At 75.1% G+C, this 25,199-nt stretch carries 22 protein-coding genes; 14 read left to right on the forward strand and 8 right to left on the reverse strand.

All coding sequences use genetic code 11. The features are described from left to right. The coding region (locus tag ACZ6KF_RS25720) for a TIM barrel protein (RefSeq protein ID WP_469240541.1) at positions 1 to 607 on the reverse strand (607 nt) is incomplete at its 3' end. Positions 608 to 743: 136 nt separating this feature from the next. On the opposite strand from ACZ6KF_RS25720, the gene xylB reads away from it, so the two are divergent. The 3 genes from xylB (at position 744) to ACZ6KF_RS25735 (ending at position 4,241) form a co-directional block, all read left to right on the forward strand. Next, positions 744 to 2,189, forward strand: a complete 1,446-nt coding sequence (xylB, locus tag ACZ6KF_RS25725; protein WP_469178156.1) for a xylulokinase — start codon at positions 744 to 746, stop codon at positions 2,187 to 2,189. Positions 2,190 to 2,199: 10 nt separating this feature from the next. Then, on the forward strand, positions 2,200 to 3,426 hold the full coding sequence (locus tag ACZ6KF_RS25730; RefSeq protein ID WP_469159992.1) for an ROK family protein: 1,227 nt from the start codon (positions 2,200 to 2,202) through the stop codon (positions 3,424 to 3,426). Between the two features lie 203 nt (positions 3,427 to 3,629). Beyond that, a complete protein-coding gene (locus ACZ6KF_RS25735; RefSeq protein WP_356631026.1) occupies positions 3,630 to 4,241 on the forward strand; it encodes an N-acetylmuramoyl-L-alanine amidase in 612 nt (203 codons plus the stop codon). 295 nt (positions 4,242 to 4,536) lie between these two features. Here ACZ6KF_RS25735 and ACZ6KF_RS25740 read toward each other — a convergent pair whose 3' ends face one another. After that, positions 4,537 to 5,982 carry an FAD-dependent oxidoreductase gene (locus ACZ6KF_RS25740; RefSeq protein WP_469240543.1) on the reverse strand — a complete coding sequence of 482 codons (1,446 nt, stop codon included), beginning with the start codon at positions 5,980 to 5,982 and terminating at the stop codon, positions 4,537 to 4,539. 87 nt (positions 5,983 to 6,069) lie between these two features. Then, positions 6,070 to 7,290: a polysaccharide pyruvyl transferase family protein gene (locus ACZ6KF_RS25745; RefSeq protein ID WP_356630733.1), complete on the reverse strand. Its 1,221-nt coding sequence runs from the start codon at positions 7,288 to 7,290 to the stop codon at positions 6,070 to 6,072. Between the two features lie 500 nt (positions 7,291 to 7,790). On the opposite strand from ACZ6KF_RS25745, the gene ACZ6KF_RS25750 reads away from it, so the two are divergent. From ACZ6KF_RS25750 to ACZ6KF_RS25795, 10 genes are all read left to right on the forward strand, one after another. Further along, positions 7,791 to 8,795, forward strand: a complete 1,005-nt coding sequence (locus ACZ6KF_RS25750; RefSeq protein ID WP_356630735.1) for a UDP-glucuronic acid decarboxylase family protein — start codon at positions 7,791 to 7,793, stop codon at positions 8,793 to 8,795. Between the two features lie 63 nt (positions 8,796 to 8,858). Next, the gene (locus ACZ6KF_RS25755; protein ID WP_469240545.1) at positions 8,859 to 10,520 is read left to right on the forward strand and encodes a carbamoyltransferase family protein; all 1,662 of its coding nucleotides are present in this window, start codon (positions 8,859 to 8,861) and stop codon (positions 10,518 to 10,520) included. After that, positions 10,520 to 11,590, forward strand: coding sequence for a glycosyltransferase family 2 protein (locus ACZ6KF_RS25760; RefSeq protein ID WP_469240547.1), 1,071 nt, complete (start codon positions 10,520 to 10,522; stop codon positions 11,588 to 11,590). The genes ACZ6KF_RS25755 and ACZ6KF_RS25760 overlap by 1 nt, the downstream gene beginning before the upstream one ends. Further along, positions 11,587 to 12,360, forward strand: a complete 774-nt coding sequence (locus tag ACZ6KF_RS25765) for a D-glycero-alpha-D-manno-heptose-1,7-bisphosphate 7-phosphatase (protein WP_469159987.1) — start codon at positions 11,587 to 11,589, stop codon at positions 12,358 to 12,360. The genes ACZ6KF_RS25760 and ACZ6KF_RS25765 overlap by 4 nt, the downstream gene beginning before the upstream one ends. Then, on the forward strand, positions 12,357 to 13,490 hold the full coding sequence (locus ACZ6KF_RS25770; protein ID WP_356630743.1) for a glycosyltransferase family 9 protein: 1,134 nt from the start codon (positions 12,357 to 12,359) through the stop codon (positions 13,488 to 13,490). The genes ACZ6KF_RS25765 and ACZ6KF_RS25770 overlap by 4 nt, the downstream gene beginning before the upstream one ends. After that, positions 13,487 to 14,452 carry a glycosyltransferase gene (locus ACZ6KF_RS25775; protein WP_356630745.1) on the forward strand — a complete coding sequence of 322 codons (966 nt, stop codon included), beginning with the start codon at positions 13,487 to 13,489 and terminating at the stop codon, positions 14,450 to 14,452. Before ACZ6KF_RS25770 ends, ACZ6KF_RS25775 begins: the two co-directional genes overlap by 4 nt. Next, on the forward strand, positions 14,449 to 15,717 hold the full coding sequence (locus ACZ6KF_RS25780) for a glycosyltransferase (protein ID WP_469159986.1): 1,269 nt from the start codon (positions 14,449 to 14,451) through the stop codon (positions 15,715 to 15,717). The genes ACZ6KF_RS25775 and ACZ6KF_RS25780 overlap by 4 nt, the downstream gene beginning before the upstream one ends. Before the next feature lie 222 nt (positions 15,718 to 15,939). Then, positions 15,940 to 16,608: a D-sedoheptulose-7-phosphate isomerase gene (locus ACZ6KF_RS25785; RefSeq protein ID WP_469159985.1), complete on the forward strand. Its 669-nt coding sequence runs from the start codon at positions 15,940 to 15,942 to the stop codon at positions 16,606 to 16,608. Beyond that, positions 16,605 to 17,999, forward strand: coding sequence for a D-glycero-beta-D-manno-heptose 1-phosphate adenylyltransferase (gene rfaE2 / locus ACZ6KF_RS25790; protein ID WP_469159984.1), 1,395 nt, complete (start codon positions 16,605 to 16,607; stop codon positions 17,997 to 17,999). Before ACZ6KF_RS25785 ends, rfaE2 begins: the two co-directional genes overlap by 4 nt. Continuing rightward, positions 17,996 to 19,018, forward strand: a complete 1,023-nt coding sequence (locus ACZ6KF_RS25795; protein WP_356630753.1) for a glycosyltransferase family 9 protein — start codon at positions 17,996 to 17,998, stop codon at positions 19,016 to 19,018. The genes rfaE2 and ACZ6KF_RS25795 overlap by 4 nt, the downstream gene beginning before the upstream one ends. 4 nt (positions 19,019 to 19,022) lie before the next feature. Here ACZ6KF_RS25795 and ACZ6KF_RS25800 read toward each other — a convergent pair whose 3' ends face one another. Then, the gene (locus ACZ6KF_RS25800; protein ID WP_469240625.1) at positions 19,023 to 20,468 is read right to left on the reverse strand and encodes an MFS transporter; all 1,446 of its coding nucleotides are present in this window, start codon (positions 20,466 to 20,468) and stop codon (positions 19,023 to 19,025) included. Between the two features lie 495 nt (positions 20,469 to 20,963). On the opposite strand from ACZ6KF_RS25800, the gene ACZ6KF_RS25805 reads away from it, so the two are divergent. Next, positions 20,964 to 21,158, forward strand: a complete 195-nt coding sequence (locus ACZ6KF_RS25805; RefSeq protein ID WP_356630755.1) for a DUF2795 domain-containing protein — start codon at positions 20,964 to 20,966, stop codon at positions 21,156 to 21,158. 102 nt (positions 21,159 to 21,260) lie between these two features. On the opposite strand, the gene ACZ6KF_RS25810 is transcribed toward ACZ6KF_RS25805, so the two are convergent. The 4 genes from ACZ6KF_RS25810 to ACZ6KF_RS25825 are packed head-to-tail and all read right to left on the reverse strand — an operon-like array spanning position 21,261 to position 25,155. Beyond that, entirely contained in the window at positions 21,261 to 22,223 is a 963-nt protein-coding gene (locus ACZ6KF_RS25810) for a glycosyltransferase family 2 protein (RefSeq protein WP_356630757.1), read from the reverse strand. Continuing rightward, entirely contained in the window at positions 22,220 to 23,134 is a 915-nt protein-coding gene (locus ACZ6KF_RS25815) for a glycosyltransferase family 2 protein (RefSeq protein ID WP_469159982.1), read from the reverse strand. The genes ACZ6KF_RS25810 and ACZ6KF_RS25815 overlap by 4 nt, the downstream gene beginning before the upstream one ends. A 54-nt stretch (positions 23,135 to 23,188) precedes the next feature. After that, a complete protein-coding gene (locus ACZ6KF_RS25820; RefSeq protein ID WP_469240549.1) occupies positions 23,189 to 24,145 on the reverse strand; it encodes a glycosyltransferase family 9 protein in 957 nt (318 codons plus the stop codon). Further along, positions 24,142 to 25,155, reverse strand: coding sequence for an NAD-dependent epimerase/dehydratase family protein (locus ACZ6KF_RS25825; protein ID WP_469159980.1), 1,014 nt, complete (start codon positions 25,153 to 25,155; stop codon positions 24,142 to 24,144). The genes ACZ6KF_RS25820 and ACZ6KF_RS25825 overlap by 4 nt, the downstream gene beginning before the upstream one ends. Positions 25,156 to 25,199: the final 44 nt, after the last annotated feature.

The raw sequence follows: 25,199 nt of genomic DNA on the forward strand, positions 1-25,199 counted from the left end.
TGAACGCCAGCGCGTGGCCGACCGTCGGCAGCAGGATGTCGCCGCGCGGCTCGTTGGGCTTGGGCTCGATGGCGAAGCGGATGTCGTAGCCCTGCCCGGTGACGTACTCGCCCAGCAGGTCGAACGCCTCCTTCATCCGGTCCAGGGCGGCCCGCACGTCCTTGGCGCCCCCCGACTCCGCGCCCTCGCGCCCGCCCCAGGCGACGTAGGTCTTCGCGCCCAGCTCGACCGCGAGGTCGATGTTGCGGATCGTCTTGCGCAGCGCGTAACGGCGCACGTCACGGTCGTTCGCCGTGAACCCGCCGTCCTTGAAGACGGGGTGCGTGAACAGGTTGGTGGTGGCCATCGGCACGGTCATGCCGGCGGCGTCCAGGGCCTGCCGGAAACGCTTGACGTGCGACTCGCGCTCGGTGTCCGAGGACCCGAACGGGATCAGGTCGTCGTCGTGGAAGGTCACGCCGTGGGCGCCGAGAGCGGCCAGGCGCTGCACCGTCTCGACCGGGTCCAGGGCGCCGCGCGTCGCGTCGCCGAACGGGTCCCGTCCCTGCCAGCCGACGGTCCACAGACCGAAGGTGAACTTGTCATCGGGGGTGGGCTGGTACGTCATGCCACGGCTCCTTGCTCGCTGACTATTTCGTCATGGCGGTTTACAAATTAGTATGCCAACGCAGCTCTGGGAAGAGACATCGTGTCTCCGACCGCCATCACATCCCCGCCGAGCAGCGGAAAAGGGAGAAAATCCGATGTCAGCAGCCGAGGGTCCGCTCGTCGTCGGTGTGGACTCGTCCACCCAGTCCACGAAGGCGCTGGTCGTCGACGCCGCCACCGGGCGGGTGGTGGCGAGCGGCCAGGCACGGCACACCGTGTCCTCCGGAGCCGGCCGCGAGAGCGACCCGCGCCAGTGGTGGGACGCCCTGTGCCAGGCCCTGGAGCAGTGCGGCGACGCCGCCCGCGAGGCCGCCGCGGTGTCCATCGGCGGCCAGCAGCACGGCCTCGTCACGCTGGACGAGCACGGAGAACCGGTGCGCCCCGCCCTGCTGTGGAACGACGTGCGCTCCGCCCCGCAGGCCCGTCGGCTGATCGAGGAGCTGGGCGGCGCGAAGGTCTGGGCGGAGCGCGCGGGCAGCGTGCCGGCCGCGTCCTTCACCGTCACCAAGTGGGCCTGGCTCGCCGAGCACGAGCCGGAGGCGGTACGCGCGACGAAGGCGGTGCGCCTGCCGCACGACTACCTCACCGAACGTCTCACCGGCCAGGGCACGACCGACCGCGGCGACGCCTCGGGCACCGGCTGGTGGGCGTCCGGGACCGAGTCGTACGACGCGGAGATCCTCGCGCACGTGGGTCTCGACCCGGCGCTGCTGCCGCGTGTGGTGCGTCCCGGCGAGGTCGCGGGCACCGTGCGCGACGGCCACGACCTGCCGTTCTCCAAGGGAACCCTGGTCGCGCCGGGAACCGGCGACAACGCCGCCGCCGCGCTCGGCCTCGGTCTGCGGCCCGGTACTCCGGTGCTGAGCCTCGGCACCTCGGGCACGGTGTACGCCGTCACGCGGCAGCGGCCGGCCGACCCGACCGGCACCGTGGCGGGCTTCGCCGACGCACGCGGCGACTGGCTGCCGCTGGCGTGCACCCTGAACTGCACGCTCGCCGTCGACCGCGTCGCCGCCCTGCTGGGCCTGGAGCGGGAGGCCGTCGAGCCCGGCACGAGCGTCACCCTGCTGCCGTACCTGGACGGCGAGCGAACCCCCGCCCTGCCCAACGCCTCGGGACTGCTGCACGGCCTGCGCCACGACACCACGCCCGGTCAGCTTCTGCAGGCCGCCTACGACGGCGCCGTCCACTCGCTGCTGGGCGCGCTGGACCTGGTCCTCGACGAGGACGCGGACCGCTCGACGCCGCTGCTGCTGATCGGCGGCGGCGCCCGGGGCACGGCCTGGCAGCAGACGGTACGACGGCTCTCCGGACGGCCCGTGCAGGTGCCCGAGGCCAAGGAACTGGTCGCCCTCGGCGCGGCGGCGCAGGCGGCCGGGCTGCTCACCGGTGAGGACCCGGCGGCGGTCGCCCGGCGCTGGGACACCGCCCGGGGACCGGTGCTGGAGGCCGTGGAGCGGGACGACGAGACGCTGGCGAGGATCTCCGGGGTACTCTCCGACGCGGCCCCGCTGCTGGAGCGCGGGACGGAGAGCCACTGAGGACGGGGGCATGACCGCACCGCTGCACAAGGACCACCCGGCCGGCCCGGGGCGTGCCCTGCCGGACACCCAGCAGGGCATGCGCCGCCGCAACCTGGCCCGGGTGATGCACACGGTCAGCGCCGAGGGTCCGTTGTCGCGGGCCGCGGTCGCCTCGCGCATAGGTCTGACCCGTGCCGCGGTCTCGACCCTGGTCGACGAGCTGATCCGGGCCGGCCTGATCGAGGAACTGGGCCCCGAGCGGCCCGGCCGCGTCGGCCGGGGCCGTCCCGGATCGGCCCTCGCCGTCAGCGGCAGCGGCCCTGCGGGGATCGGCGCGGAGATCGGCGTCGACCACCTGGCGGCGTGCGCGGTCGACCTGCGCGGACAGGTACGGGTGCGAGTGGTACGGCCCGGCACCAACCGCGGTCGTGCCCCCGAGCCGGTCGTCGGCGACCTCACCGCGCTGATCCGCCAGGTCGTCGCCGAGGCGGAGCGCGAAGGGCTGTGGCCCGCGGGTCTCGCCGTGGCCGTGCCCGGTCTGGTGGCCGGCGACGCCCGCACCGTCGTCCGCGCCCCGAACCTCGACTGGCACGACACGGACCTCGGCGCCCTGCTGCCCCCGGAGCTGCCGCCCACCGTGGACAACGAGGCCAACTTCGGCGCCCTTGCCGAACTGTGGCTCGGTGAAGGCACGCCGCGGGACTTCCTGCACGTGTCGGCGGAGATCGGTATCGGTGCGGGTGTCGTCGTGGACGGGCGACTGCTGCGCGGAACCCGCGGTTTCGCGGGCGAGCTGGGCCATGTCCCGGTCCGGCCGGACGGTCCGGAGTGCGGCTGCGGCGGGCGCGGGTGCCTGGAGCAGTACGCGGGTGAGGAGGCGGTGCTGCGGGCGGCCGGTCTGGAACCCGGCGAGGACCGGGTCGGCTTGCTGGCAGGCCGCGCCACCGATGGCGACGAGGAGGTACGACGGGCCCTGCGCGTGGCGGGCGAGGCGCTCGGCATCGCGCTGACCGGCGCGGTCAATCTGCTGGACCCAGAGAGCGTGGTGCTGGGCGGCGCGCTTTCCGGGCTGGCGCCCTGGCTGCTGCCGTCGCTGCGGACCGAGCTGGCCCGGCGGACCGCGGGTCCGGCCTGTCCCGTGACCGTGTCCGGGCTGGGCCCCGAGGGGCCGCTGCTCGGGGCCGCGCACTCGGTGGTGCGGGCGGTGCTCGACGATCCGGCGGGGGTGGCGGGACGGGACCGGCCCGCCGTGTGAAGTAGTCCCCACTCGTGTGGGGGAGCGAGTTCTCCACAACCGGATGGCTGTCCACCACGCCTCTCGGCCCGGTCGGCGAGCCCCGTACCGTGATTTCACACGTGACGCCCCAGGCTCACGTCCCAGGGAAATCACTGTCGAACGGGGGACGGCTCATGCCGAAGGAGACGCGCAGCGGAACGGCGATTCCCGCACCGCTGCAGATGCAGCGGCAGGCGGGACGGGCCGTGGCGCTCCCCGGGCGCCGCCGGATTCTGCGGGGAGTCGCGCTCGCCGCAGTGCCCTACGCGCTGCTGCCGAGGCCGACGGCGGACGCACGCACGCCGGCCCCCGACCACCCGTCCGCCCAGTGGCAACCCGCGAACAGCGCCAACTACACGGTGGCGGACAGCTCCGTCGTCCGCCCGATCGACCTCGTGGTCGTCCATGTCACCCAGACCTCGTACGCCAACGCGCTGGCCGTCTTCCACAATCCGAAGAAGGCGGTGTCCTCCCACTACCTGGTGCGATCGGCCGACGGTCATGTGGCGCAGTGCGTCCGCGAGTCCGACATCGCCTGGCACGCGGGGAACTGGGACCGCAACGTCCGCAGCATCGGCATCGAGCACGAGGGCTGGGTGGACCGGCCCGGTCACTTCACCGACGTGCTCTACGAGCGGTCGGCGCGGCTGACCGCGGCTATCTGCACGCGGCACGGCATCCCGAAGGACCGCGCGCACATCATCGGGCACTACGAGATACCGGGCACGGACCACACCGATCCCGGGCCGCACTGGGACTGGCGGCGCTACCTGCGGCTCGTCGACTCCTTCTGAGCCGCCCGACCGGTCACCGGTACGCGGGGCCGCCTGGGGCGCAGCCGGCCACTCCGGGTCCTCCCGGCGACAGGGCCCGGGGGCCGTCGGCGTCGTCGCCCCGGACGCATGGCAAGGCGTCACGACCGAGGGACGGTGGACCGGGGAACGCGTTGCCCACAACGAGTCCGCCCGCAACGCGACAACCACCACCCACCGAGTCAGCACAGCGCCCGGCGGCGGCAGGCGGCAGGCGACAAGGGCGCGACGCGCGGAACGACACGCGAAACGGCCGCACAGGCGGCACCCGAACGCTCTATGGCGCGGTGGAGCCCGCCTCCAGGCGCAGGCGGGCTCCCTGGCGCAGGAGTTCGCGCTGGACGAGTGCGTGGGGCACCTCGCGCGGTGCCCGGCCCTGCTGGGTCGCCAGCGCTGCACAGACGCCCGCCGCCTGACCGGTCGCCATGGCGATGGGCATGACCCGATAGGAGGAATGGGCCACATGGGAGCCCGAGATGCAACGGCCCGCGACGAGCAGACGGTCAATGTCGCGCGGCAGCAGACAGCGCAGGGGGATGTCGTAGAAACGTCCCGGCGGGACGCGCATGAGGATGGTGCCGGAGCCCTTCGGATTGTGGATGTCGACGGGGTACGCGCCGTGCGCGACGACGTCGGGGAAGGACCGGGCCTCCATGACGTCGTGCCCGGTGAGGTGGTAGTCGCCGAGGATGCGGCGCGTCTCGCGCACCCCGATCTGGGTGCCGCTCTGCACCACGTAGGACTCCTCGAAGCCGGGTACGTGCAGGCGCAGGAAGCGCTCGATCTGTTCCAGTTGGCGGCGGGCGGTGTACTCCGCGCGGCTGAGATCCCACACGTCGATGCCCAGGGCACCGGTGACCCGGGTGCTGTTGACGCTCACCTCGCCGGCGTGCGGAGTGCCGAAGAACAGCATGTCCTCGCGGGGCAGGGTGAGTTCACCCGCCTTGGTGGCCTCTTCCACGAGGTCCCACAGGCCGTGCACGCCGCGCCACTGGTCGGGGTGGTCGTGCACGTACGCGGAGAACTTCGGCCGCATGAAGTCGACCATGCGGAACATCAGCGTCATCGGCTGCACCAGCCCGTCCTGGGGCCGGCCGACCTCACAGGCGGCTCCGCAGGCCGCGGCGACGTCGCCGTCACCGGTCCCGTCGACCACGACGTCGGCGTCGATCGCCACCGGACCGGACTTGGTCTCGAACACCACCCGCCAGCCGTCGTCCAGGGGAAGCGCTGCGGAGGCGAAGGAGTGGAACAGCATCCGCACGCCCACCTCGTCCAGCAGGTCCAGGAGGACGAGTTTGAAGATCTCCGGGTCGAAGGGCACGGTGTAGCCGGTGCCGAGCGAGGGCGGGATGCAGCCGCCGCGCTCGTTCAGCCGGTCCAGCAGCCGCCACAGGAAGCCGGCGACGACCGCCTCGCCCTCGCCGTGGTCGGTCGGCAGCAACCGGTCCCCCTGTTGGCCGGGTTCGGTGAACACGGCCTGTTTGCGCTCGTTGTGGAAGGACATCAACGGCATGACGAGGGCGACCGTGGCATTGCCGCCGAGGAAGCCGTACCGCTCCACCAGCACCACGTCGGCGCCGGCATCGGCCGCCGCGTAGGCCGCGGCGGTGCCGGCCGGGCCGCCGCCGACGACCAGGACCTGCGTACGGCCCCCGTACTGGGCGTCGCGCGGGGGCAGGGTGATCGTCCGGGGTTGTTGCGGTCGTTCCAGGATCGGCATCGCTTCTTCCCGTCGGCTGATGGGTCCGGCTGCGGCCCGCCCGGCGTCGGCGGGCGGGGCCGCCGGGAGTTCCGCGTCCGGGGGCGGTCAGTTCGCGGTTCCGGTACCCGGCCTGAGCAGATGCAGCCCGGGCTGCTCCGCCTCGGGGGCGCCGACGGCCTCGTCCAGCGTGTCGAGCACCGCCTGGCAGCGCACGCAGGTCTCCTCGGACAGGGCTCGCAGCCTCGCGATGCGTTCCTCGAGGTCGGGGCGGCGCTGAGGGAACTCGTCCCAGAGCCGGTCCACCTCGGCCAGCAGCAGCCCGGCCTGTTCGCGGGCCACGCCGACGAGCGCGGGCGCTCCCATCCGGCGGGCGAAGTCGAAGACCTTGCCCGAGTAGGGCAGGGGCAGCACGGGCAGGCCGGAGAGAGCGGCGAAGATCACGAAGTGCAGGCGCATGCCGACGACGAGGTCCAGATGGCTCATGAAGCCGAGGACCTGCCCCGGGCTGTAGACGCTGTGCAGGATCCGCCCCCGGTCGGGAGCGGTCATCCGGGAGAGCACACCGTGGGCGTGGTGGACGTCCTGGCGTTCCATGGGCACGAAGACCACATGGGCGTCCAAACGGCGCACCAGGAAGTCCGCGACGTCGGCCAGCAGGGCGTGGTAGTCGCTCTCGTCGAGCTTCTCCGCGGCCCGGCCCGGCTCGCGGACCGACATTCCCACCAACCGGTTGTGCTCGGGAATGCCTTCCTGTCGCATCATCTGCTCGGTGAAGGGTTCCGGCGGCAGCAGCAGCGCCGGATCCGCGGTGACGACCAGATCGCGTTCGAGTCCGGCCTCCTCGAGCACCAGCCGGGACTCCTCGTCGCGGACGACGACCTCGTCCATGGCCGTCAGCACGGTGCGCACGGCCTCGCGGTCCTCCGCCTCGCGCAGCGGACCGGCTCCGACCGCGTAGGCGAAGGTGCGCACGCCGTGGGCCTGGGCGGCTGCGACGAGCCGCAGGTAGCGGCGCGCCTCGCCGTCGTAGAGGATGCCGCCGCCGCCGAGGACCAGCAGGTCGAGGCCCGACAGGACGTCGAGGATCTGCTTCTGCGGGACGCCCTCCCAGTCGACGACCTCGTCGGCGGACGGGTGGTGGGCGCGGGTGTGTTCGGCGTTGCGGCTGAAGACGACGAGCCGGGCCTGCGGGCGGTGGGTGCGCAGACAGCTCAGGACGCAGGTCAGGATCGCCTCGTCGCCGAGGTTGTAGCCGCCGTAGGAGCCGAGGAGGCCGATGCGCGGGGCCAGACGTTCGGACGGCGGAAGCTGTGTGGTCATGGTCATCCGGAACTCCTGTTCCGTGGCGCTGAGCAGGGTGTTCGTCCGGGGCGCACGGGCGGGGCGACGGGCCTGAGCCCGGTGGGCCGCCGCCGCGCGTTCGGGCACGGGTTGCCTCCGCGACTCGGGGGAAACACCCGACGTGGTTTTTCGGGCGGGAAGAGGGCCGGTGCCGGGTCGCGGCCAGGTTGTCCCGCCCGGCCGGGACCGGCCCGGCGGACGACGGGTACGCCCATGGTTCCACGGGTCTCGGACGCGCACCATCGCAGTGCGTCTCCACGCCCCGGCGGTCACGACGGCAGGCGGGGACCGCCGGGGCGGACCGCCGGGATCAGGCTGGGGCCGGTAGGAAAACCGGCGTCCCGAGCCCGCGGATCGGGCGGTCCGGCCCCCGTTCCCCGCGCGGTCACGCTCCGTGGATCACTCCGATGCAGTACACCACCGAGCCGCGGCCGTTTCGGCGGCGGAGGCTGGCAGGGGTACTCGCCCATGCAGAGGAGACCTGAATGACCAGTACTTCTTCACGCGACTGGGAGCACGCCGTCGTCACCGGCGGCGCCGGCTTCGTGGGTTCGCACCTGTGCGCGGCCCTGCTGGACGCGGGCACCGCGGTCACCTGTGTGGACGACTTCAGCACCGGCCGCCCGGAGAACGTCTCGCCGCTGCTGGACCGCCCCGGGTTCATGCTCGTGCACGCCGACGTCTCCGAGCGGCTCCCGGTAGAGCGGCCGCCCGACCTTGTTCTGCACTTCGCCTCCCCGGCCTCGCCGGCGGACTATCTGCGGCTGCCGCTGCACACCATGGAGACCGGCAGCGCCGGCACCCGCAACGCGCTGGAGCTGGCGCACCGGTCGGGGGCGCGGTTCGTGCTGGCGTCGACGTCCGAGGTGTACGGAGATCCGCAGCAGCACCCGCAGGACGAGCGGTACTGGGGGCATGTGAACCCGGTCGGTCCGCGCAGCGTGTACGACGAGGCCAAGCGGTTCGGCGAGGCCCTGACCACGGCGCACGCCGAGGCGGAGGGCACGGACGCCTGCATCGTGCGGCTGTTCAACACCTACGGCCCCCGGATGCGCGGCCACGACGGCCGTGCCGTGCCGACCTTCGTCCGCCAGGCGCTGAGCGGCGAGCCCCTCACGGTCACGGGGGACGGCCGCCAGACCCGGTCGCTGTGCTATGTCGACGACACCGTCCGCGGCATCCTCGCGGCGGCGGCGCACGGCATGCGCGGACCCGTGAACATCGGGAACCCCACCGAGATCACCATGCTCGACCTGGCCCGCCTGGTGATCGAGCTGACCGGGTCCGCCTCGGAGATCCGGTTCATCGAACGGCCGACCGACGACCCGGCGGTCCGCTGCCCGGACATCACGCTGGCCCGCGACAAGCTCGGCTGGGAACCGCGCGTGCGCGCGGAGGACGGACTGCGACGCACGATCGACTGGTTCCGGGCGACCGCGGAGTGCGAACCGCGTGCCGCGGACCTCGCACCGGCCGCAGACGACCACTGAGCCGGCCCCGCCCACCACCGGCACACGCCCGGCTCACCACGACGCGAGAGACCTGGGAACCCCATGCGCATCCTCGGAATCAACGCCCTCTTCCACGACCCCGCCGCCGCCCTGGTGATCGACGGCCGAACCGTCGCGGCCGCCGAGGAGGAGCGGTTCTCCCGCCGCAAGCACGGCAAGCGGCCGGTGCCGTTCTCCGCCTGGGAACTGCCGGAGAAGGCGGCCGCATGGTGCCTGCGGCGGGCCGGCCTGCGCCCGCAGGACCTCGACGCCGTCGCCTACTCCTACGACCCCGGTCTCGCACGGTCGGCCGACGCCATGGGACTGGACGACCCCTGGGACCATCTGCGGCAGACGTACGCCCGGGAGGCGCCGAACTTCCTCGCGACCGCGCTGCCCGGCCTGGACGCCGCGAAGGTGCGCTTCGTGCCGCACCACATGGCGCACGCCGCGTCCAGCGCGTTCGCCGCTCCCGACGCCGGCGACTCCTCCGTCCTGGTCCTGGACGGGCGCGGGGAACGGGCCTCCCACCTGGCGGCCCGCCGCGTCGGCGACCGGCTGGAGGCGCTGCACGCCCAGGAGCTGCCGCACTCCCTGGGCCTGGTCTACGAGGAACTCACCGAGCATCTGGGATTTCTGCGTTCGTCCGACGAGTTCAAGGTGATGGCGCTCGCCTCGCACGGCACCCCGCGGATGCTTGCGGAGCTGCGCCGGTATGTGCATCCGACCGGGGACGGCGGGTTCCGCGCCACCGGGGTGCCCTGGCACGAGCTGTGCCCGCCGCGCGGCGCCGAGGAGCCGTGGACGCAGGAGCACGCGGACGTGGCCGCGAGCGCGCAGGCCGTGCTGGAGGAGACGCTGCTCGACCTGGTGCGCTGGTTGCACGGGCGGACCCGCCACAGCGTGCTCACGCTGGCCGGCGGAGTCGCGCTGAACTGCGTCGCCAACTCCCGTATCGCACGGGAGGGCCCCTTCTCCCGGGTGTGGGTGCAGCCGGCGGCCGGTGACGCCGGCACCGCGCTGGGCGGGGCGCTCCTGCTGACCGCGGAGAGGGGGGAGGCGCCGGAGCCGATGCCGGGCGCCGACCTCGGGCGGGACTGGTCCGACGCCGAGCTGGGGGCGTGGCTGAAGACGGCCGCCGTGCCGTTCGAGCGGCCCGCGGACATCGCCGAGACGGTGGCGGAGGCGCTGGCGGGCAACGCGATCGTGGCGTGGTTCCAGGGGCGTTCGGAGTACGGACCCCGGGCGCTCGGCCATCGCTCGCTGCTGGCCCATCCTGGTCACGCGGGCAATCTGGAACGCCTCAACGACGTCAAGGGGCGGGAGCAGTTCCGGCCGGTGGCGCCGATGGTGCTGGCCGACCGGGCGGGCGAGATCTTCGACGGGCCGCTGCCCAGCCCGTACATGCTGTTCGTGCACGATGTGGCCGCCGAGTGGCGGGAGCGCATCCCGGCGGTCGTGCACGTCGACGGCACGGCCCGGATCCAGACCGTGGATCCGGAACGGGAGCCGCTGGTGGCGCGCATGCTGAGCGCGTTCGAGCGGCGCACGGGGCTGCCGGTGGTGGTCAACACCAGCCTGAACACGGCGGGCCGGCCCATGGTGGACGATCCGCGCGACGCGCTCGAGTGCTTCGGCTCCTCCCCGGTGGACCTGCTGGCGATCGGTCCCTACGCGATCCGGCGCGGCGACCTCTTCCGCACGGCCGACGACGGGAGGGCCTGATGACGGAGCGAACGGCGCCGGGCACGGCCGACCACGCGGTGGTGATCCCGACGCTGGGCCGCCCCAGCCTGACCGTGTGCCTGCGTGCGCTCGGCCGGGCGGGCGGTCCCCGGCCCGACCGGATCGTCCTCGTCGACGACCGCCCCGAGGCATCGCAGGCGCCCTTGGACGTGCCCGAGTCCCTGCGGTCCCTCACCACCGTCGTGCGGGGTGGCGCCCGCGGACCCGCCGCAGCGCGCAACATCGGCTGGCGGGCGGCCGGGCGGGCGCCCTGGATCGTGTTCCTCGACGACGACGTCGTGCCCGGTCCGTCCTGGGGCGAGGATCTGACCCTCGACCTGGCCGCAGCGAACCCCCGCACGGGCGCGGTCACCGCGCGGATCGACGTCCCACTGCCGCCGGACCGGCGGCCCACCGACTGGGAGCGCAACACCGCGGGGCTCGCCACCGCACGCTGGATCACCGCGGACATGGCGTACCGGCGGGCGGCGCTGGAGGCGGTCGGCGGTTTCGACGAACGCTTCCGCCGGGCGTTCCGGGAGGACGCGGATCTGGCGCTGCGGGTGCTCGCCGCCGGATGGGAGATCGCCCCCGGGGAACGCTGCACGACCCATCCGGTGCGTCCGGCCGACCGGTGGGTCTCCGTGCGCGCCCAGGCGGGCAACGCCGACGACGTGCTGATGACCCGGCTGCACGGCCCGACGTGGTGGCGGCGGGCGGGCGCGCCACGCGGGCGGCTGCCCCGCCACCTCGCGGTGACCGGGGCGGCGGCGGCATCGCTGGCCTGTGCAGCCCTGCGCCGGCGGCGGGCGGCCTCGGTCTGCGCCGCGGTGTGGCTGGCGGGGACGGCCGAGTTCGCGCTGGCCCGGATCGTCCCGGGGCCGCGCACCCGTGACGAGGTCGCCACCATGGCGTTGACCAGCGTGGCCATCCCACCCGTCGCCGTCTGGCACTGGCTGCGCGGGCAGGTGGTCCATCACGGCACCCCGCCGGTCACCGCGCACGGCCCGGACGAGCCGCCGCTCGTGCCGCTGCGGCCGGACGAGGACCGGGAACGGGTGCGCTCATGACGCCTCGTCGCCCGACCGCCACGACCGGGCCCTGGCTCTACGCCGGGCCGCCCGCCGCCGCCTCCCGCCCCCACGGTGTCGGCGGGCGGCTTCCGGCGGCGGTCCTGTTCGACCGCGACGGCACCCTCGTGGCCGACGTGCCCTACAACGGCGATCCCGCGCGGGTCGAGCCGATGCCGACGGCGCGCGCGGCCGTCGACGAGGTCCGGGCGCGGGGTGTCCCCGTCGGGGTGGTGAGCAATCAGTCCGGCGTGGCCCGCGGGCTGCTGACGCGGCGTCAGGTGGAGGCGGTGCAGCGGCGGGTGGAGGAGGTGCTGGGCCCGTTCGAGGTGTGGGCCGTGTGCCCGCACGGTCCGGACGAGGGCTGCGGCTGCCGCAAACCCGCGCCGGGTCTGGTGCTGGCGGCCTGCGCACGGCTCGGGGCGCCGGTGGAACGGACGGTCGTCATCGGCGACATCGGTGCGGACATGGGCGCCGCGGAGGCCGCCGGTGCGCGCGGCGTCCTGGTGCCGACGCCGACGACCCGCCCCGAGGAGACGGCAGCCGCCGCGTGCACCGCGCCGGACCTGCTGACGGCGGTGCGGCTCGCCCTGGCTCCCGGAAGTGCCGCAGACTCCGCCGCGCACCCCCTCGCCCCGGACCTCTCCGCCCCGGACCTCTTGGCCCCGGCGGACGAAGTCCGCGCGGACACGGCCCGCGCGAGCGGCGCCCTCGCCGATGGCGTCAGCGTCCCCGCCGACGCCGTCCTCCGGACCCCGGAGGTGTCATGACGGTCCCCTCCTCCACGCTCCCCCGTTCCCTGGTCGTCCGTCTCGACAGCGCGGGCGACGTGCTGCTCGCCGGCCCCGCCGTACGGGCCGTGGCAGCGGGTTCGTCGTACACCGCGCTGCTCTGCGGACCACAGGGCGCACGCGCCGGGCAGTTGCTGCCGGGCGTGGACGAGGTGCTGGTGCACGACGCCCCCTGGGTGGGCCTGGAACCGGCGCCGGTGTCCCGCGCGGACACCCGGGAGCTGCTCCAGACCCTGGCCGCCCGGCGCTTCGACCGCGCCCTGATCCTGGTGTCGTACCACCAGAGCCCTTTGCCGACGGCCCTGTTGCTGAAGCTGGCGGAGGTCGGCTGGACGGCGGCCGACAGCGAGGACTACCCGGGCGCGCTGCTCGACCTGCGGCACCACCGGCAGCCGCACCGGCACGAGGCCGAGGCGGCCCTGGACCTGGCGCGGGACGCCGGTTTCGCCTTGCCGCCGGGCGACGACGGGGCGCTGCGCGTGACGCCGCCCCCGGACACCACCCATCTCACGGGATCCGAACCGTATGTGGTCCTGCATCCGGGGGCGGCGGTGCCCGCTCGGGCCTGGAGCGCCGAGCGGGCGGCACGGGCCGGGGCGGCGCTGTCCGCCGCGGGATACCGGGTCGTCGTCACCGGCGGGCCCGGGGAGCGGGAGCTGACCGCGCGCGTCGCGGGCGCCCACGCCCTGGACCTCGGCGGCCTCACGGATCTGCGGCAGTTGGCGGGCGTCCTCGCCGGGGCGCGGGTGGCGGTGTCCGGCAACACCGGTCCGGCGCATCTGGCCGCCGCGGTGGGGACGCCGGTGGTGTCGCTGTTCGCCCCGGTGGTGCCGGCCGAGCGGTGGCGGCCGTACGGCGTGCCGCATGTGCTGCTCGGGGACCAGGACGCGGTGTGCGCCGGCAGCAGGGCCCGTCGCTGCCCGGTGCCCGGACATCCCTGTCTCGACGGGGTCGCCGACGCGGAAGTGCTCGCCGCGGTGGCGACACTTTGGGAGAAAAGATCACAAAATCACCCATTGGTGACGAATAACTTCCATCACTCGAGGAAGTCGAAGCACTCGGGCCGGGACAGCGAACACGACGGCACGGAGCGAGGAGCGACCCGATGAACATTCTGCTGTGGCATGTGCACGGCTCCTGGACCACCGCTTTCGTGCAGGGCCCGCACACCTACCTCGTTCCGGTCACCCCCGCCCGCGACGCCGACGGACTCGGCCGGGCCGTGACGTTCTCCTGGCCTGCCTCGGTGCGGGAGGCGACACCCGAGGATCTGCCGGACACCGACGTCGACCTCGTCGTCCTCCAGCGTCCGCACGAACTGGAGCTCGCCGAGCGCTGGCTGGGGGGCCGCCGGCCCGGACGCGACGTGCCCGCCGTATATCTGGAGCACAACGCGCCGGACGGCGACGTGCCCGCGACGCGGCATCCCTTCGCCGACCGCGACGATCTGACGCTGGTTCACGTCACGCACTTCAACCGGCTGTTCTGGGACTGCGGCACCACCCGCACCGAGGTGATCGAGCACGGCATCGTCGACCCCGGCCACCAGTACACGGGGCGGCTGGCCCGCGCGGCCGTCGTCGTCAACGAACCGGTTCGGCGCGGCCGTCACACCGGCACCGATCTGCTGCCCGCGCTCGCCGAGGCGGCGCCGCTGGACGTCTTCGGCATGCGCACCGAGGGCCTGGCGGAGCATCTCGGCCTGCCCGAGGAGCGCTGCCGCAGCGCCGACCTCCCGCAGAGCGAGCTGCACGCGGCCATGGCCGAACGCCGGTTCTATCTGCACCCGGTGCGCTGGACCTCCCTCGGCCTCTCGCTGCTGGAGGCCATGCACCTGGGCATGCCGGTGGTGGTGCTGGCCGCCACGGAGGCGGTCGAGGCGGTGCCGCCCGGCGCGGGCGTCCTGTCCACCCGCCCCGAAGTCCTCGCCCGCGCCGCCCGGCACTACCTCAACGAGCCGGAGGCCGCGGCCGAGGACGGCGAGCGGGCGCGCCAGGCGGCGCTCGGACGGTACGGGCTCAAGCGCTTCCTGAACGACTGGGAGCGTGTGATGACGGAGGCGTGCTCATGACCTCATCTGTCGGTTCCCTGCTGCACACCCTCGACGGCGATGGACCGGGTTCCCTGTCCATCGCGCTCGTCTCCGAGCACGCGAGTCCACTCGCCGCGCTCGGCGGCGTGGACGCGGGCGGGCAGAACGTCCACGTCGCCGCGCTCGCGGGCGCCCTCGCCGACCGCGGTCACCGGGTGACGGTGCACACCCGCCGCGACGACCCGGACCTGCCCGAGCGGGTCCGGCTGCGCGAGGGCGTCGAGGTGCACCATGTGCAGGCGGGGCCGGCAGAGCCGATACCCAAGGACGAACTCCTGCCGTACATGGAGGACTTCGCCCGTCACCTGACCCGGGTGTGGCGGGCCCGTCCGCCCGACGTGGTGCACTCGCACTTCTGGATGTCGGGACTGGCCTCGCTGTGGGCCGCGCGCCCGCTGGGCCTGCCCCTGCTGCACACCTATCACGCGCTCGGCACCGTCAAGCGGCGCCACCAGCAGCTCGCGGACACCAGTCCCCCGCAGCGGATCGCGCACGAGGCCGAGGTGGGCCTGGACTGCGACCGGGTCGTCGCCACCTGCCGCGACGAGGTGGCCGAGCTGGGCCGGATGGGCATCCCGGAGGACAAGGTCGCGATCGTGCCGTGCGGGGTCGACACCGAGTTGTTCACCCCGCGCGGTCCGGCCGCCCGGCACCGCACGCAGCGCCACCGGCTGATCCAGCTGGGCCGGCTGGTCCCGCGCAAGGGGACGGCGGTCTCCGTCGCCGCGCTGGCCCTGCTGCCCGACACCGAACTCCTCGTGGTGGGCGGCCCGCCACGGGGTCGGCTGGGCGACGATCCGGAAGTGCGCCGACTGCGCGGCATCGCGCGGCGGATCGGCGTCGCCGACCGGGTCCACTTCACCGGCGGGGTGTCCAGCCGACAGGTTCCCGCGCTGCTGCGGGGCTCGGACGTGGTGCTGTGCCCGGCGGACTACGAGCCGTTCGGCATCGTGCCGCTGGAGGCGATGGCCTGCGGCAGGCCGGTCGTCGCGAGCGCGGTCGGCGGCCACCTCGACACCGTCGCGGACCCGGCGACCGGCCGCCTGGTCCCGCCCCGCGACCCGCAGTCCCTCGCCCGCGCGGTCGCCGATCTCCTCTCGCGCCCCGAGGCACGGGAGGCGTGCGGCGCGGCCGGGCGGCGACGGGTGCTGCGCAGGTACGGCTGGGGGCGCGTCGCGGCCGAGACGGAGGCCGTGTACTGCGCCGTCCTGGACGCCCGGTCGGCCGTTACGGAGGTGGTGTGACGCCGGCCCCGAGCCGCCCGGGCACCCCTTCGGCCGCCCCGTCCGCTCCCGAAAGCCACCCGGTCCCATCCCCGACCCCCCTGACGACTGATCCCTCCACCCACCGGGCCACGGCCCCGGCCCCGACCCCCGACAAGCGTTCCGACGACCCCCGGAGCACCGACGTCCGAAGGAGGTGTGGGCCCGGCCGCCGTCCCGAGCGACGCGGCACGCCCGACCAGCATGACCGAATCCTCACCTTCCCCGGCGGTCCCCGCCCTCGAAGCCGCGCAACTGCACTGCCGGTCGCTGGAGCAGGCGCTCCTCCGGCTGCGCCGGGACGGCGGCCTGGCCCGCATCGCCGACTGGGGCGGGCGGCTCGCCGCCGTCCTGCCCGCCGGCGGCCGGCTGCTCGCGGCCGGCAACGGCGGCAGCGCCGCCCAGGCCCAGCATCTGACCGCCGAGCTGGTGGGCCGCTATCGCAAGGAGCGCCCGGCGTACTCGGCGATCTCCCTGCACGCGGAAACCTCCAGTCTGACCGCCCTCGGCAACGACTACGGATTCGACCAGGTGTACGCCCGCCAGGTGGCCGCCCATGGCCGGCCCGGCGACGTCCTGGTGCTGCTGTCCACGTCCGGCCGCAGCGCCAACCTGATCAGCGCGGCCGTGGCCGGCCGGTCGGCCGGTCTGCGCGTGTGGGCGATGACCGGGCCCGGCCCCAACCCCCTGGCCGAGGCGGCGGACGAGACGCTGAGCATCGTCGGCGACACCACGGCCACCGTGCAGGAGGCCCATCTGGTCGCCGTGCATCTGCTCTGCGAGGCCTTCGACGCGGCCGTCGCCCCGCGCGGCGGTTCCGCGGCGGGCGCCCTCGCGGCCCGGCCGGTCGCCGCCCGCCGGAGGGCGTCGTGAAGGGCCCGCGACCGCTCGTCGTGGTCGGGGACGTGCTGCTCGACGAGGACATCGAGGGCGTCGCCTCCCGGCTGGCGCCGGACGCCCCCGCGCCGGTCGTCGATGTGACGCGCGACCGGCGGCACCCGGGCGGGGCGGGCCTCGCGGCGGCGCTGGCTGCCCGTGGCGGCCGTGAGGTGACCCTGGTGACCGCGCTCGGCGACGACGCCGCCAGCGAGGCGGTGCGCCGGGAGCTGCGCGGCCGGGTCCGGCTGGTGGAGATCCCGCTGACGGGCAGTCTGCCGGTCAAGACCCGGGTGATGGCCAGTGGCCGTCCCCTGGTGCGGATAGACCGGGGCGGCGGCACGCCCGGCGAGCCCGACGACGCGGTGCGCGAGGCGCTGCGGCAGGCCCATGCGGTGCTGGTCGCGGACTACGGGCGGCACACGGTGAGCGCCGTGCGTGAGCATCTGGCCGCCGTCACTCCGCGCACACCCCTGGTGTGGGACCCCCATCCGAAGGGGGACACGCCGGTTCGGGGCGCCCGGCTGGTGACGCCGAACGCGTCGGAGGCGCGCGGGCTGTGCCCCGGTGAGGGCGACTCGCTGCGCGCGCACGCCGAGCGCGGGACCGAGTTGGCCGAGCGCTGGCAGGCGGCGGGCGTGGCGGTGACGCTCGGGGAGCGCGGGGTGCTGCTGGCCCGTCCCGGGGCCGGAACGCCGATGCTCATCCCGCCGCCCTTCCGGGCCGTCGGCGATCCGTGCGGCGCGGGCGACTGCTTCGCCGCCGCGACCGCGACGGCCCTGGCCGACGGCGCGCTGCCGGAGGAGGCCGTGCAGCGGGGCGTCGCCGAGGCCGCCGCGTTCGTGTCGGAGGGCGGCGCCGGAAATCCGGCGCTGTGGCGAACCGCGACCGCCCCGGCCACTGCCGAGACGCCGGTCCGGGACGCCTTCGCCCTCGCCGAACAGGTCCGCTCCCGGGGCGGCACGGTCGTGGCGACCGGCGGCTGCTTCGACCTGCTGCACGCCGGGCACGTGGGTCTGCTGGAGAGCGCCCGGGGCGTCGGCGACTGCCTCATCGTCTGTCTCAACTCCGACGCCTCCGTGGCCCGGTTGAAGGGCCCTGGGCGCCCGCTGAACCATGTGGCGGACCGGGTGCGGGTGTTGGAGGCGCTGGGCAGCGTCGACGCGGTCGCCGTGTTCGACGAGGACACGCCCGAGGAACTGCTCGGCCGGCTGCGGCCCGACGTGTGGGTGAAGGGCGGCGACTACTCGGTGCAGGAGCTGCCTGAGGCTCGGGTGCTGCGCGCCTGGGGCGGGCAGGCGGTCGTCCTGCCCTACCTGGACGGGCGTTCCACCACGTTGCTGGCCCGCCGGGCGGCGGAGGCGGCCGTGCGGCCGGGGCCGTCGTGACCGGCGTACGGCCGCGGGCGCTGGTGCTGCGGGCGCTCGGGCTCGGGGACCTGCTGACCGCGGTGCCCGCGCTGCGGGCGCTGCGCCGGCGGCTGCCGGACCACGAACTGGTGCTCGCCGCGCCCGAGCGGCTGGCCGGCGCGGTGGCCGCCACCGGCCTGGTGGACCGGCTGCTGCCCACGCACGCCCCCGGCCGGTCCGTCCCCGACGACCTGCCGTGGGACGGCCCGCCGCCCGACCTCGCCGTCGACCTGCACGGCAACGGACCGCCCAGTCACCTCCTGCTGGCCCGTCTGCGCCCGGCGCGTCTCCACGCCTTCGCCCACCCGGACACCCCCGGCATCCCTGGCCCCGAATGGCGCGAGGACGAGCACGAGCGGGAGCGGTGGTGCCGTCTGCTGCGCTGGTACGGCGTCCCGGCCGACCCGGCGGACCTGGCCGTCCCGGCTCCCGACGCGCCCTCCCCGGCGCCGGGCGCCGTGGTCGTCCACCCCGGCGCCGACGCGCCCGCGCGCTGCTGGCCGGCGGAGCGGTTCGCTGCGGTGGCGCGGGAGCTGTGTCGGGAGGGGCACGAGGTGGTGGTGACCGCGGGGGCGGGCGAGGCCGCGCTCGCCGAGGCCGTCGCCACGGGGGCGGGCCTGCCCCGGTCCGCCGTTCTCGGCGGCAGCGGCGACGTGCCGTTCGCGGAGCTGGCCGCGCTGGTCGCGCGGGCCCGTTGCGTGGTGGTCGGCGACACCGGGCTGGCCCATCTGGCGACGGCGCTCGGCACCTGTTCGGTGGTCCTGTTCGGACCGGTCGCGCCCCGGCTGTGGGGACCGCCGCCGGACGGGCGCCACCGCGTGCTGTGGCACCCCGACGACGACTCGCCGCGCCCCGGCGACGCGCACGGCCGGCGTCCGGACGAGCGCCTGCTGAGGATCACGGTCGACGAGGTGCTGACGGCGGTGCGCACACTGCCGCGACCCGAGCCGCAGCCGCACCCCCGCCCTCACCCGGTACCGACGGCCACGAGCGGCTGAGGCGTCAGGCCGCCGTGCTGAGCTCGGGCTGCGCCGCTCCGCCGCGCTCCTCGGTGCGCACGGTGACCGGCACGGGCGTCCTGCGCTCCCGCAGCAGGTACCCCGCCGCGATCGAACCGGCGATGACCAGGCCGCCGGCGGTCAGGGCGCCGCGCGCTCCCGCCCACTCCATGAGCAGGCCCAGCGCGGGCGGCCCGGCCAGCCCCCACCCGGTGCTGATGCTGCCCCACACCCCGAGCACCCGGCCGCGCAGCTGCGCCGGCGGATCGGTCTGCAGCACGGTCGTGCCGGCGGTGTCGGACACGGACTCCACGACGGCCATGGGCAGGACCAGCACCAGCAGCACGGCGAGCGAGGGCGACAGCCCCGCCACGGCCTGGAGCAGACCGCCGGTGGCGGCGAGGGCGCCCACCAGCCGCACCGATGGCCGGCGCAGCCTGGCGCCGAGCACCGCGCCGACGATGCCGCCGACGGCGAGGACCGTGGACACCGTGCCGAACTCCCCGGCGCCGCCCGCGAGCGGGCCGGTGACGAGCACGGCGAGGGTGAGCCCGTAGTTCCGCCCGAAGACGGCGCTGACGCCGGTGATGCCGGCGAGCGCGACCAGCCGGGGACGACGCAGGAAGAAGACCAGGCCCTGCCGCACGGTGAGGTCCTCACGGGCCGGCTCGGAGCCGCGCTGCAGGTCCTCGCGGGCCGGCTCGGAGCCGCGCTGCAGGTCCTCGCGGGCCGGCTCGGAGCCGCGCTGCAGGTCCTCGCGGGCCGGCTCGGAGCCGCGCTGCGCGGGGATGAAGGGGACGGTGTCCGGAAGGCCCTTCGCCTTCTTCCCGATCCTGACCCTCTTCCCGGTCCTCGCCTTCTGCCCGCTCGTCGGGCCCTTGCTCCCCGCCACCGTCACCGCCCCCGCCGCCGGTCGCAGGAACGGCACCACCGAGGCGACGAAGAGGAACGACAGCCCGTTGGCGGCATAGGCGGCGGCCGTGCCCAGGAAGCCGACCGCCACCCCGGCGAAGGCCGTGCCCGCGAGCCGGCCGGCGCTGTGCACCAGGGACCCCACGCCGATGGCGGAGGGCACGTCCTCGGCGGGGACCAGGTCGTTGCCGAGCAGGGCGCAGGCGGGCCCGTCGACGGTGGCGATGGTGCCGGTGACCGCCGCCAGCACGAGCAGCACGGTCAGGTCGAGCCGGCCTGTCGCCACCAGCGCGGCCGTCACCAGGGCGACGAGGCCGAGCAGCGCCTGGCTGACCAGGGCCGTCGGCTTGCGGGGCCAGCGGTCGACGGCCGCGCCGCCCACGAGGCTCACCAGCAGCGCGGGGGCGGCCTGCACGGACACGGACAGACCGGTCGCGGCGGCCGAACCGGTGATCTGCAGCACGAGCAGGTTCTGCACCGTGAGCTGCATCCACGTACCGGCGTTCGAGACGAAGTTCGCCAGGGACCACCAGCGCATGCTGCGGTACCGCAGGGACCGCCAGGGCGACCGGTCGGCGGCCCGCGGCGCGGAGGCGGACACGGCGGGGGCGGGAAGAGAAGGCACAGGTGTACTCGGATGGAGCGGGGTCCCGGGGGACACGGTCGGGGTGGACGGCCGTCCGCGGGAGCTGTGAGGGACCGGCTGCGCTGCGCGGTCGCTCCACCCGGGTCCGGCGGGCCTGCCGCGACGCCCGAAGAGGCGGTCGTGGAGGCTTCCGTACCCGGACCCCGGAGTACGGCGGCGCCCATCGTGGCAGACGGGACTTCACCCTGGTCGCCCGCGCCTTCGCCCCCGAGGGCGGCGAACCCCCAAGTCACGCCAGGGACAAGCAACTTGGAGAAGCTTGTGCACTTGCTCACAAGGGCGGCGGACAATGCCCGGCAGGGGCGTGTTACCCGGACGGGCGGGACGGGCACCCGGTGCCCTGAAGGACTGCCCCCCAGGAAACCGATCCTTCACCATGGAGGAACCATGGCCGGTATCAGCCCCCCTGACCTGCAGAAAGCCCTGTCCGGAGCGGAGTACCCGGCCGACCGCGATCAGCTCGCGGAGGTCGCCCGGAGCAACAAGGCGCCCAAGGAGGTCACCGAGCGGATCGAGCACCTCGGGCAGAAGAGGTTCGAGAATCCCGCCGAGGTGAGCAAGGCCGTCTTCAACGAGAAGTGATCCGCACCGCACGTGAAGGCGGCCGGGCTCCGTGCCCGGCCGCCTTCACGTGCGGGCAGCCGTGCGCGGCGTTCAGCCGAAGCCCCCGCCCCCTCCCGTCGTTCAGCCGACGTACCGCCGCGCCGGAGAAGACCGCCGCGCCTCCTCCAGCGCCACCAGCCGGGCCTCCAGGTCGGCCGGCACGGGATCGCGCTGTCGGAGCACCCAGGGCAGCCCGGCGACCGCCCGCCCGAAGGCCCGCACGGACGCCCGGTCGCGCGGCACCGTGCGCATCAGGTACCAGGTCCGCCGCAGCGCCGACGGCCAGGGGCGCCGCAGCCAGGTGAACCAGAGGGTGTTGCGGATGCCCAGCACACGCCGCTCGGTGCTGTCCCGCACCGGTGAGGCGGCGTGGTGGATGGTCAGCTCGGGCACATAGCTCAGCCAGTGCCCGCGGCGCAGCAGGTCGGTGGCCAGGAGTTCCTCCTCACCGCCGATCCACAGGCCCGGGTGGAAGCCTCCGACGGACCGGAAGGCCTCGGTGCGCATCACCGTGGCCGCGGCGAGGAACGAGCCGAGGGCGGGGCCGGGCAGCCAGTCGGGGCCGGTGAGGGGCGAGTCGCGCAGTTCGGCGACGACCGGGTCCTCCTCCCCCGACGGCTCGACGACGATGCGCGCCGTGACGGCGGCGAGCCGCGGGTGCGCGTCGAGGAGGTCCGCCGCGTGCCGGAGGCAACCCGGGTCCCACCAGGTGTCGTCGTCGCAGAAGGCGACGTACGGGGTGCGTGTGTGCCGTACGGCGAGGTTGCGGCCGACGGCCCCGAGGTTGCGTCCGGGTCGCAGCAGGGTCGTCTCCGGGAACTCCCGGGCGACGGCCTGCGCGGTGCCGTCCTCGGACCCGTTGTCGGTGACGATCACCCGGGGCCGCTCCGGGAGGGCCCGCAGGGTGCGCAGGGTGCGCAGCAGTTCGGCGCGGCGGTTGCGGGTGATGATGACGACGGTCGTCCGGGGATCGGGGCCGTGGGCGTCGGCGGCCGGGGCGAGGCCGGGGCGCGCCGGCCGGGACCGGGGGGTGTCGTGCGTCATGTCCTGTCCTTGTCGTCCAGCAGCCGGGCCGCCTGTTCGACCGGGCCGGGCAGGGGCCTGCGATACCGGAGGGCCCGGGGGAGGCGGGCGAGTGTGCCGCCCAGCGCGCGCCGGGCTTCCCCCTCGCCGCGGGCGGCGTCGGCGACGAGGCGGCCGGTGTGCCGCAGGGCGATCGATGGGGGGCGGCGCAGCCAGTCGGTGAGCAGGGCGTTGCGGCGCTGCACTGCGGAGCGGCCGGGCCGTTCGCCGGGGTCGGGGTGGTGCACGGCGGTGACCGTGGGCACGTGGACGACGCCCCAGCCGCGGGCGGCGAGGTCGTAGGCGAGCAGGCTCTCCTCGCCGCCGAAGAACAGCACCCGGTGGAAGCCGCCCGCGTCGAGGAAGGCCTGCCGCCGGACGACGGCCGCGCAGGCGAGGAAGCCGAGGACCGGGCGGCCCGGGAGGTCGTCGGCGGGCGGCAGGGGCGAGGTCGCCAGCACGGAGTTCAGCGGGTCCTCGGTGGCGAGGGGCCCGACCAGGGTGCGGGCGGCCAGCAGGCCGAGGCGCGGGTGCGCGTCGAAGAGGTCGGCCGCGTGGTCCAGCGCGCCCGGCGCCCACCAGGAGTCGTCGTCGCTGAAGGCCACGTACGGGGTGGCCGCGTGCCGGACGGCGAGGTTGCGGCCGAGCGCGCCGGTGTTGCGCCCGGCGGCGACCACGCGCGCCCGCACCGGGTGGGCCCGGGCCGCGGTCACCGTCCCGTCCGTGGAGCCGTTGTCCACGATGACGACCGGGGGCCGTTCGGGCAGCGCGGCGAGCCGGTCCAGGGTGCGCAGCAGGCCGTCCCGGCGGTCGCGGGTGATCACGGCGACCGTGACGCGGGCCGGGCGGCCTGCGCAGCGGGCGGAGTTCGGGGCGGCGAAGGGGTCGGGCATGGGCCACCTCCTGGAGGCGCGCGGTAGTGGTTCGCGGAGCGGCGGCGCCGGCCGTCACGCTCCCTGCGCGAGGATGTTCCGTACGGCGTCCCGCACGTCCCGGGCGGTGGTGCCGCCGGGGTCGAGCCGGACGCCGGGGGCCTTGGGCGGCAGCGGCCGGTCGGTGAGCGCGACGACCGGTGTCCCGGTGGCCGCCGTCAGCAGGGCGGCTCCGGCGCTGCCGGTGACGGCGGCGTCGGCGGCGCGCAGCACGCCGGCGAAGCGCCGGGGGTCGGTACGGCCGCCGAGGTCGACCGCCGTCCCGTCGGCGACGAACCGGGTCGTGGCGCGGTCCCCGGGACCGCCGGTGACGACGACGCGGTGTCCGGCGTCGGCGAGCAGCGCGACCGTCTCGCGGCAGCGGTCCGGGTCGCAGGAGGAACCGGGGTGGACCACTACGTACGGGCCGTTTCCGGTGAGGCCGGTGGTGTCCGGGGCGGGGACCACGCGCAGCCGTCCGTCGTCGCCGGGCCGGGGCGCGAAGCCCATGGCCGCCGCCGTGTCGAGGGCGGCCTCGGCGTCCGGCCGGTCCGGCGGGAGACGGTGGCCGACGTCGATGGGGCCGGCCTGTCCGTCGGCGCGCGCCGGGCCGGGGCCGACGTGACCGGATCCGCCCGCCCCTTCCGCTCGCTGCCCGCCCGTGAGCCGCGCGCCGATCCTCGCGACCCGCGCCCGTCGCAGCAGGCGTGCCGTGGGCAGCGGGTCGTGCGCCTCCGGCGGGAGGACGAGCGCCACGTCGTACCCCGCCTCGCGCAGGCGCCGCAGACGGCCCTCGCCGTCGCGCCCGGGCGGTTCCCAGGGCGCGTCCCAGACGAGGACGTCGTCGACGTGCGGCAGCAGCCGGGCGGCGGGCGCGCCGTCGGGGCCGCACATCACCGTCACCCGGGAGGCCAGGGTGGCCACGGCGCGCACGGCGGGCCCGGCCAGCAGCACGCCCGCGAAGCCGTCGGGGCGCACGACGAGCGCCTTCACCGCAGCGGCTCCGTCCGGCCGGGCGGCGGGGGCTGTTCCGCGAAGTGGGCGATGGTCCGCTTGAGCCCGTCGTCGAGGCCGACTCCGGGACTCCAGCCGAAGATCTCCCGGGCGTAGTGGGTGACGGGCCGCCTACGCGCGGGGTCGTGCGGGCGGGCGGGGCCGAACCGCACGGTCGAACGGGCTCCGGTCAGCGCGAGGACCCTGCGGGCCAGGTCCAGCACGGTCGTCTCCTCGTCGCCGCCTATGTTCACGGGCCGTACGGACCGGCCGGCGGCGACCCTGAGCACGCCGTCGACGACATCGTCGACGTAGCAGAACGACCGGGTCTGGCGGCCGTCGCCCTCGATGGTGAGCGGTTGCCCGGCGAGTGCCTGCCGGACGAAGGTGGGCACGGCCCGGCCGCCGTCCGCCCGCATCCGGGGACCGTAGGTGTTGAACACGCGCACGATTCCGGCGTCGGCGCAGTGGGCGGTGGCGTACGCGGTGGTGAGGGCCTCGGCATAGCGGGTGGCCTCGTCGTGGGCGCTGCGCGGGCCGACGGGGTCGAGGTGGCCGCAGTACTCCTCGCTCTGCGGATGCTCCTCGGGGTCGCCGTAGACCTGGCAGGCGGAGCCGAGGAGGAACCGTGCTCCGGACCGCTCTGCGAGGGTCAGCGCGTTGCGGGTGCCGAGGCGGGCGGTGTCGAGCGCGATGAGGGGCCGGTACCCGGGGTCCGACGGCGCGGCCGGTCCGGCGAAGTGCAGCACCAGGTGGTACGGGCCCGCGAGGGCGTCGAGGCCGGGGCCCGTGACGTCGAGTTCGAGGACCCGGAAGCCGGGGCGTCCGGTCAGGTGGCGGACGTTGTCGCGGGACCCCGTCGACAGGTCGTCCACGCAGTCGACGTCGATCCCGCCGTCGAGGAGCCGCTCGCACAGGTGCGAGCCCAGGAATCCCGCGCCGCCGGTCACCAGGGCCCGTTCCCAGCGGGGCCGGGGCAGAGGCAGCGCGGAGAACGTCATCGGCGACATGACCACGACCTTCCTTCCGCCGGTCAGCGCCGGCCGAGTGCCCT

Source organism: Streptomyces sp. NPDC046379, from assembly GCF_055587785.1.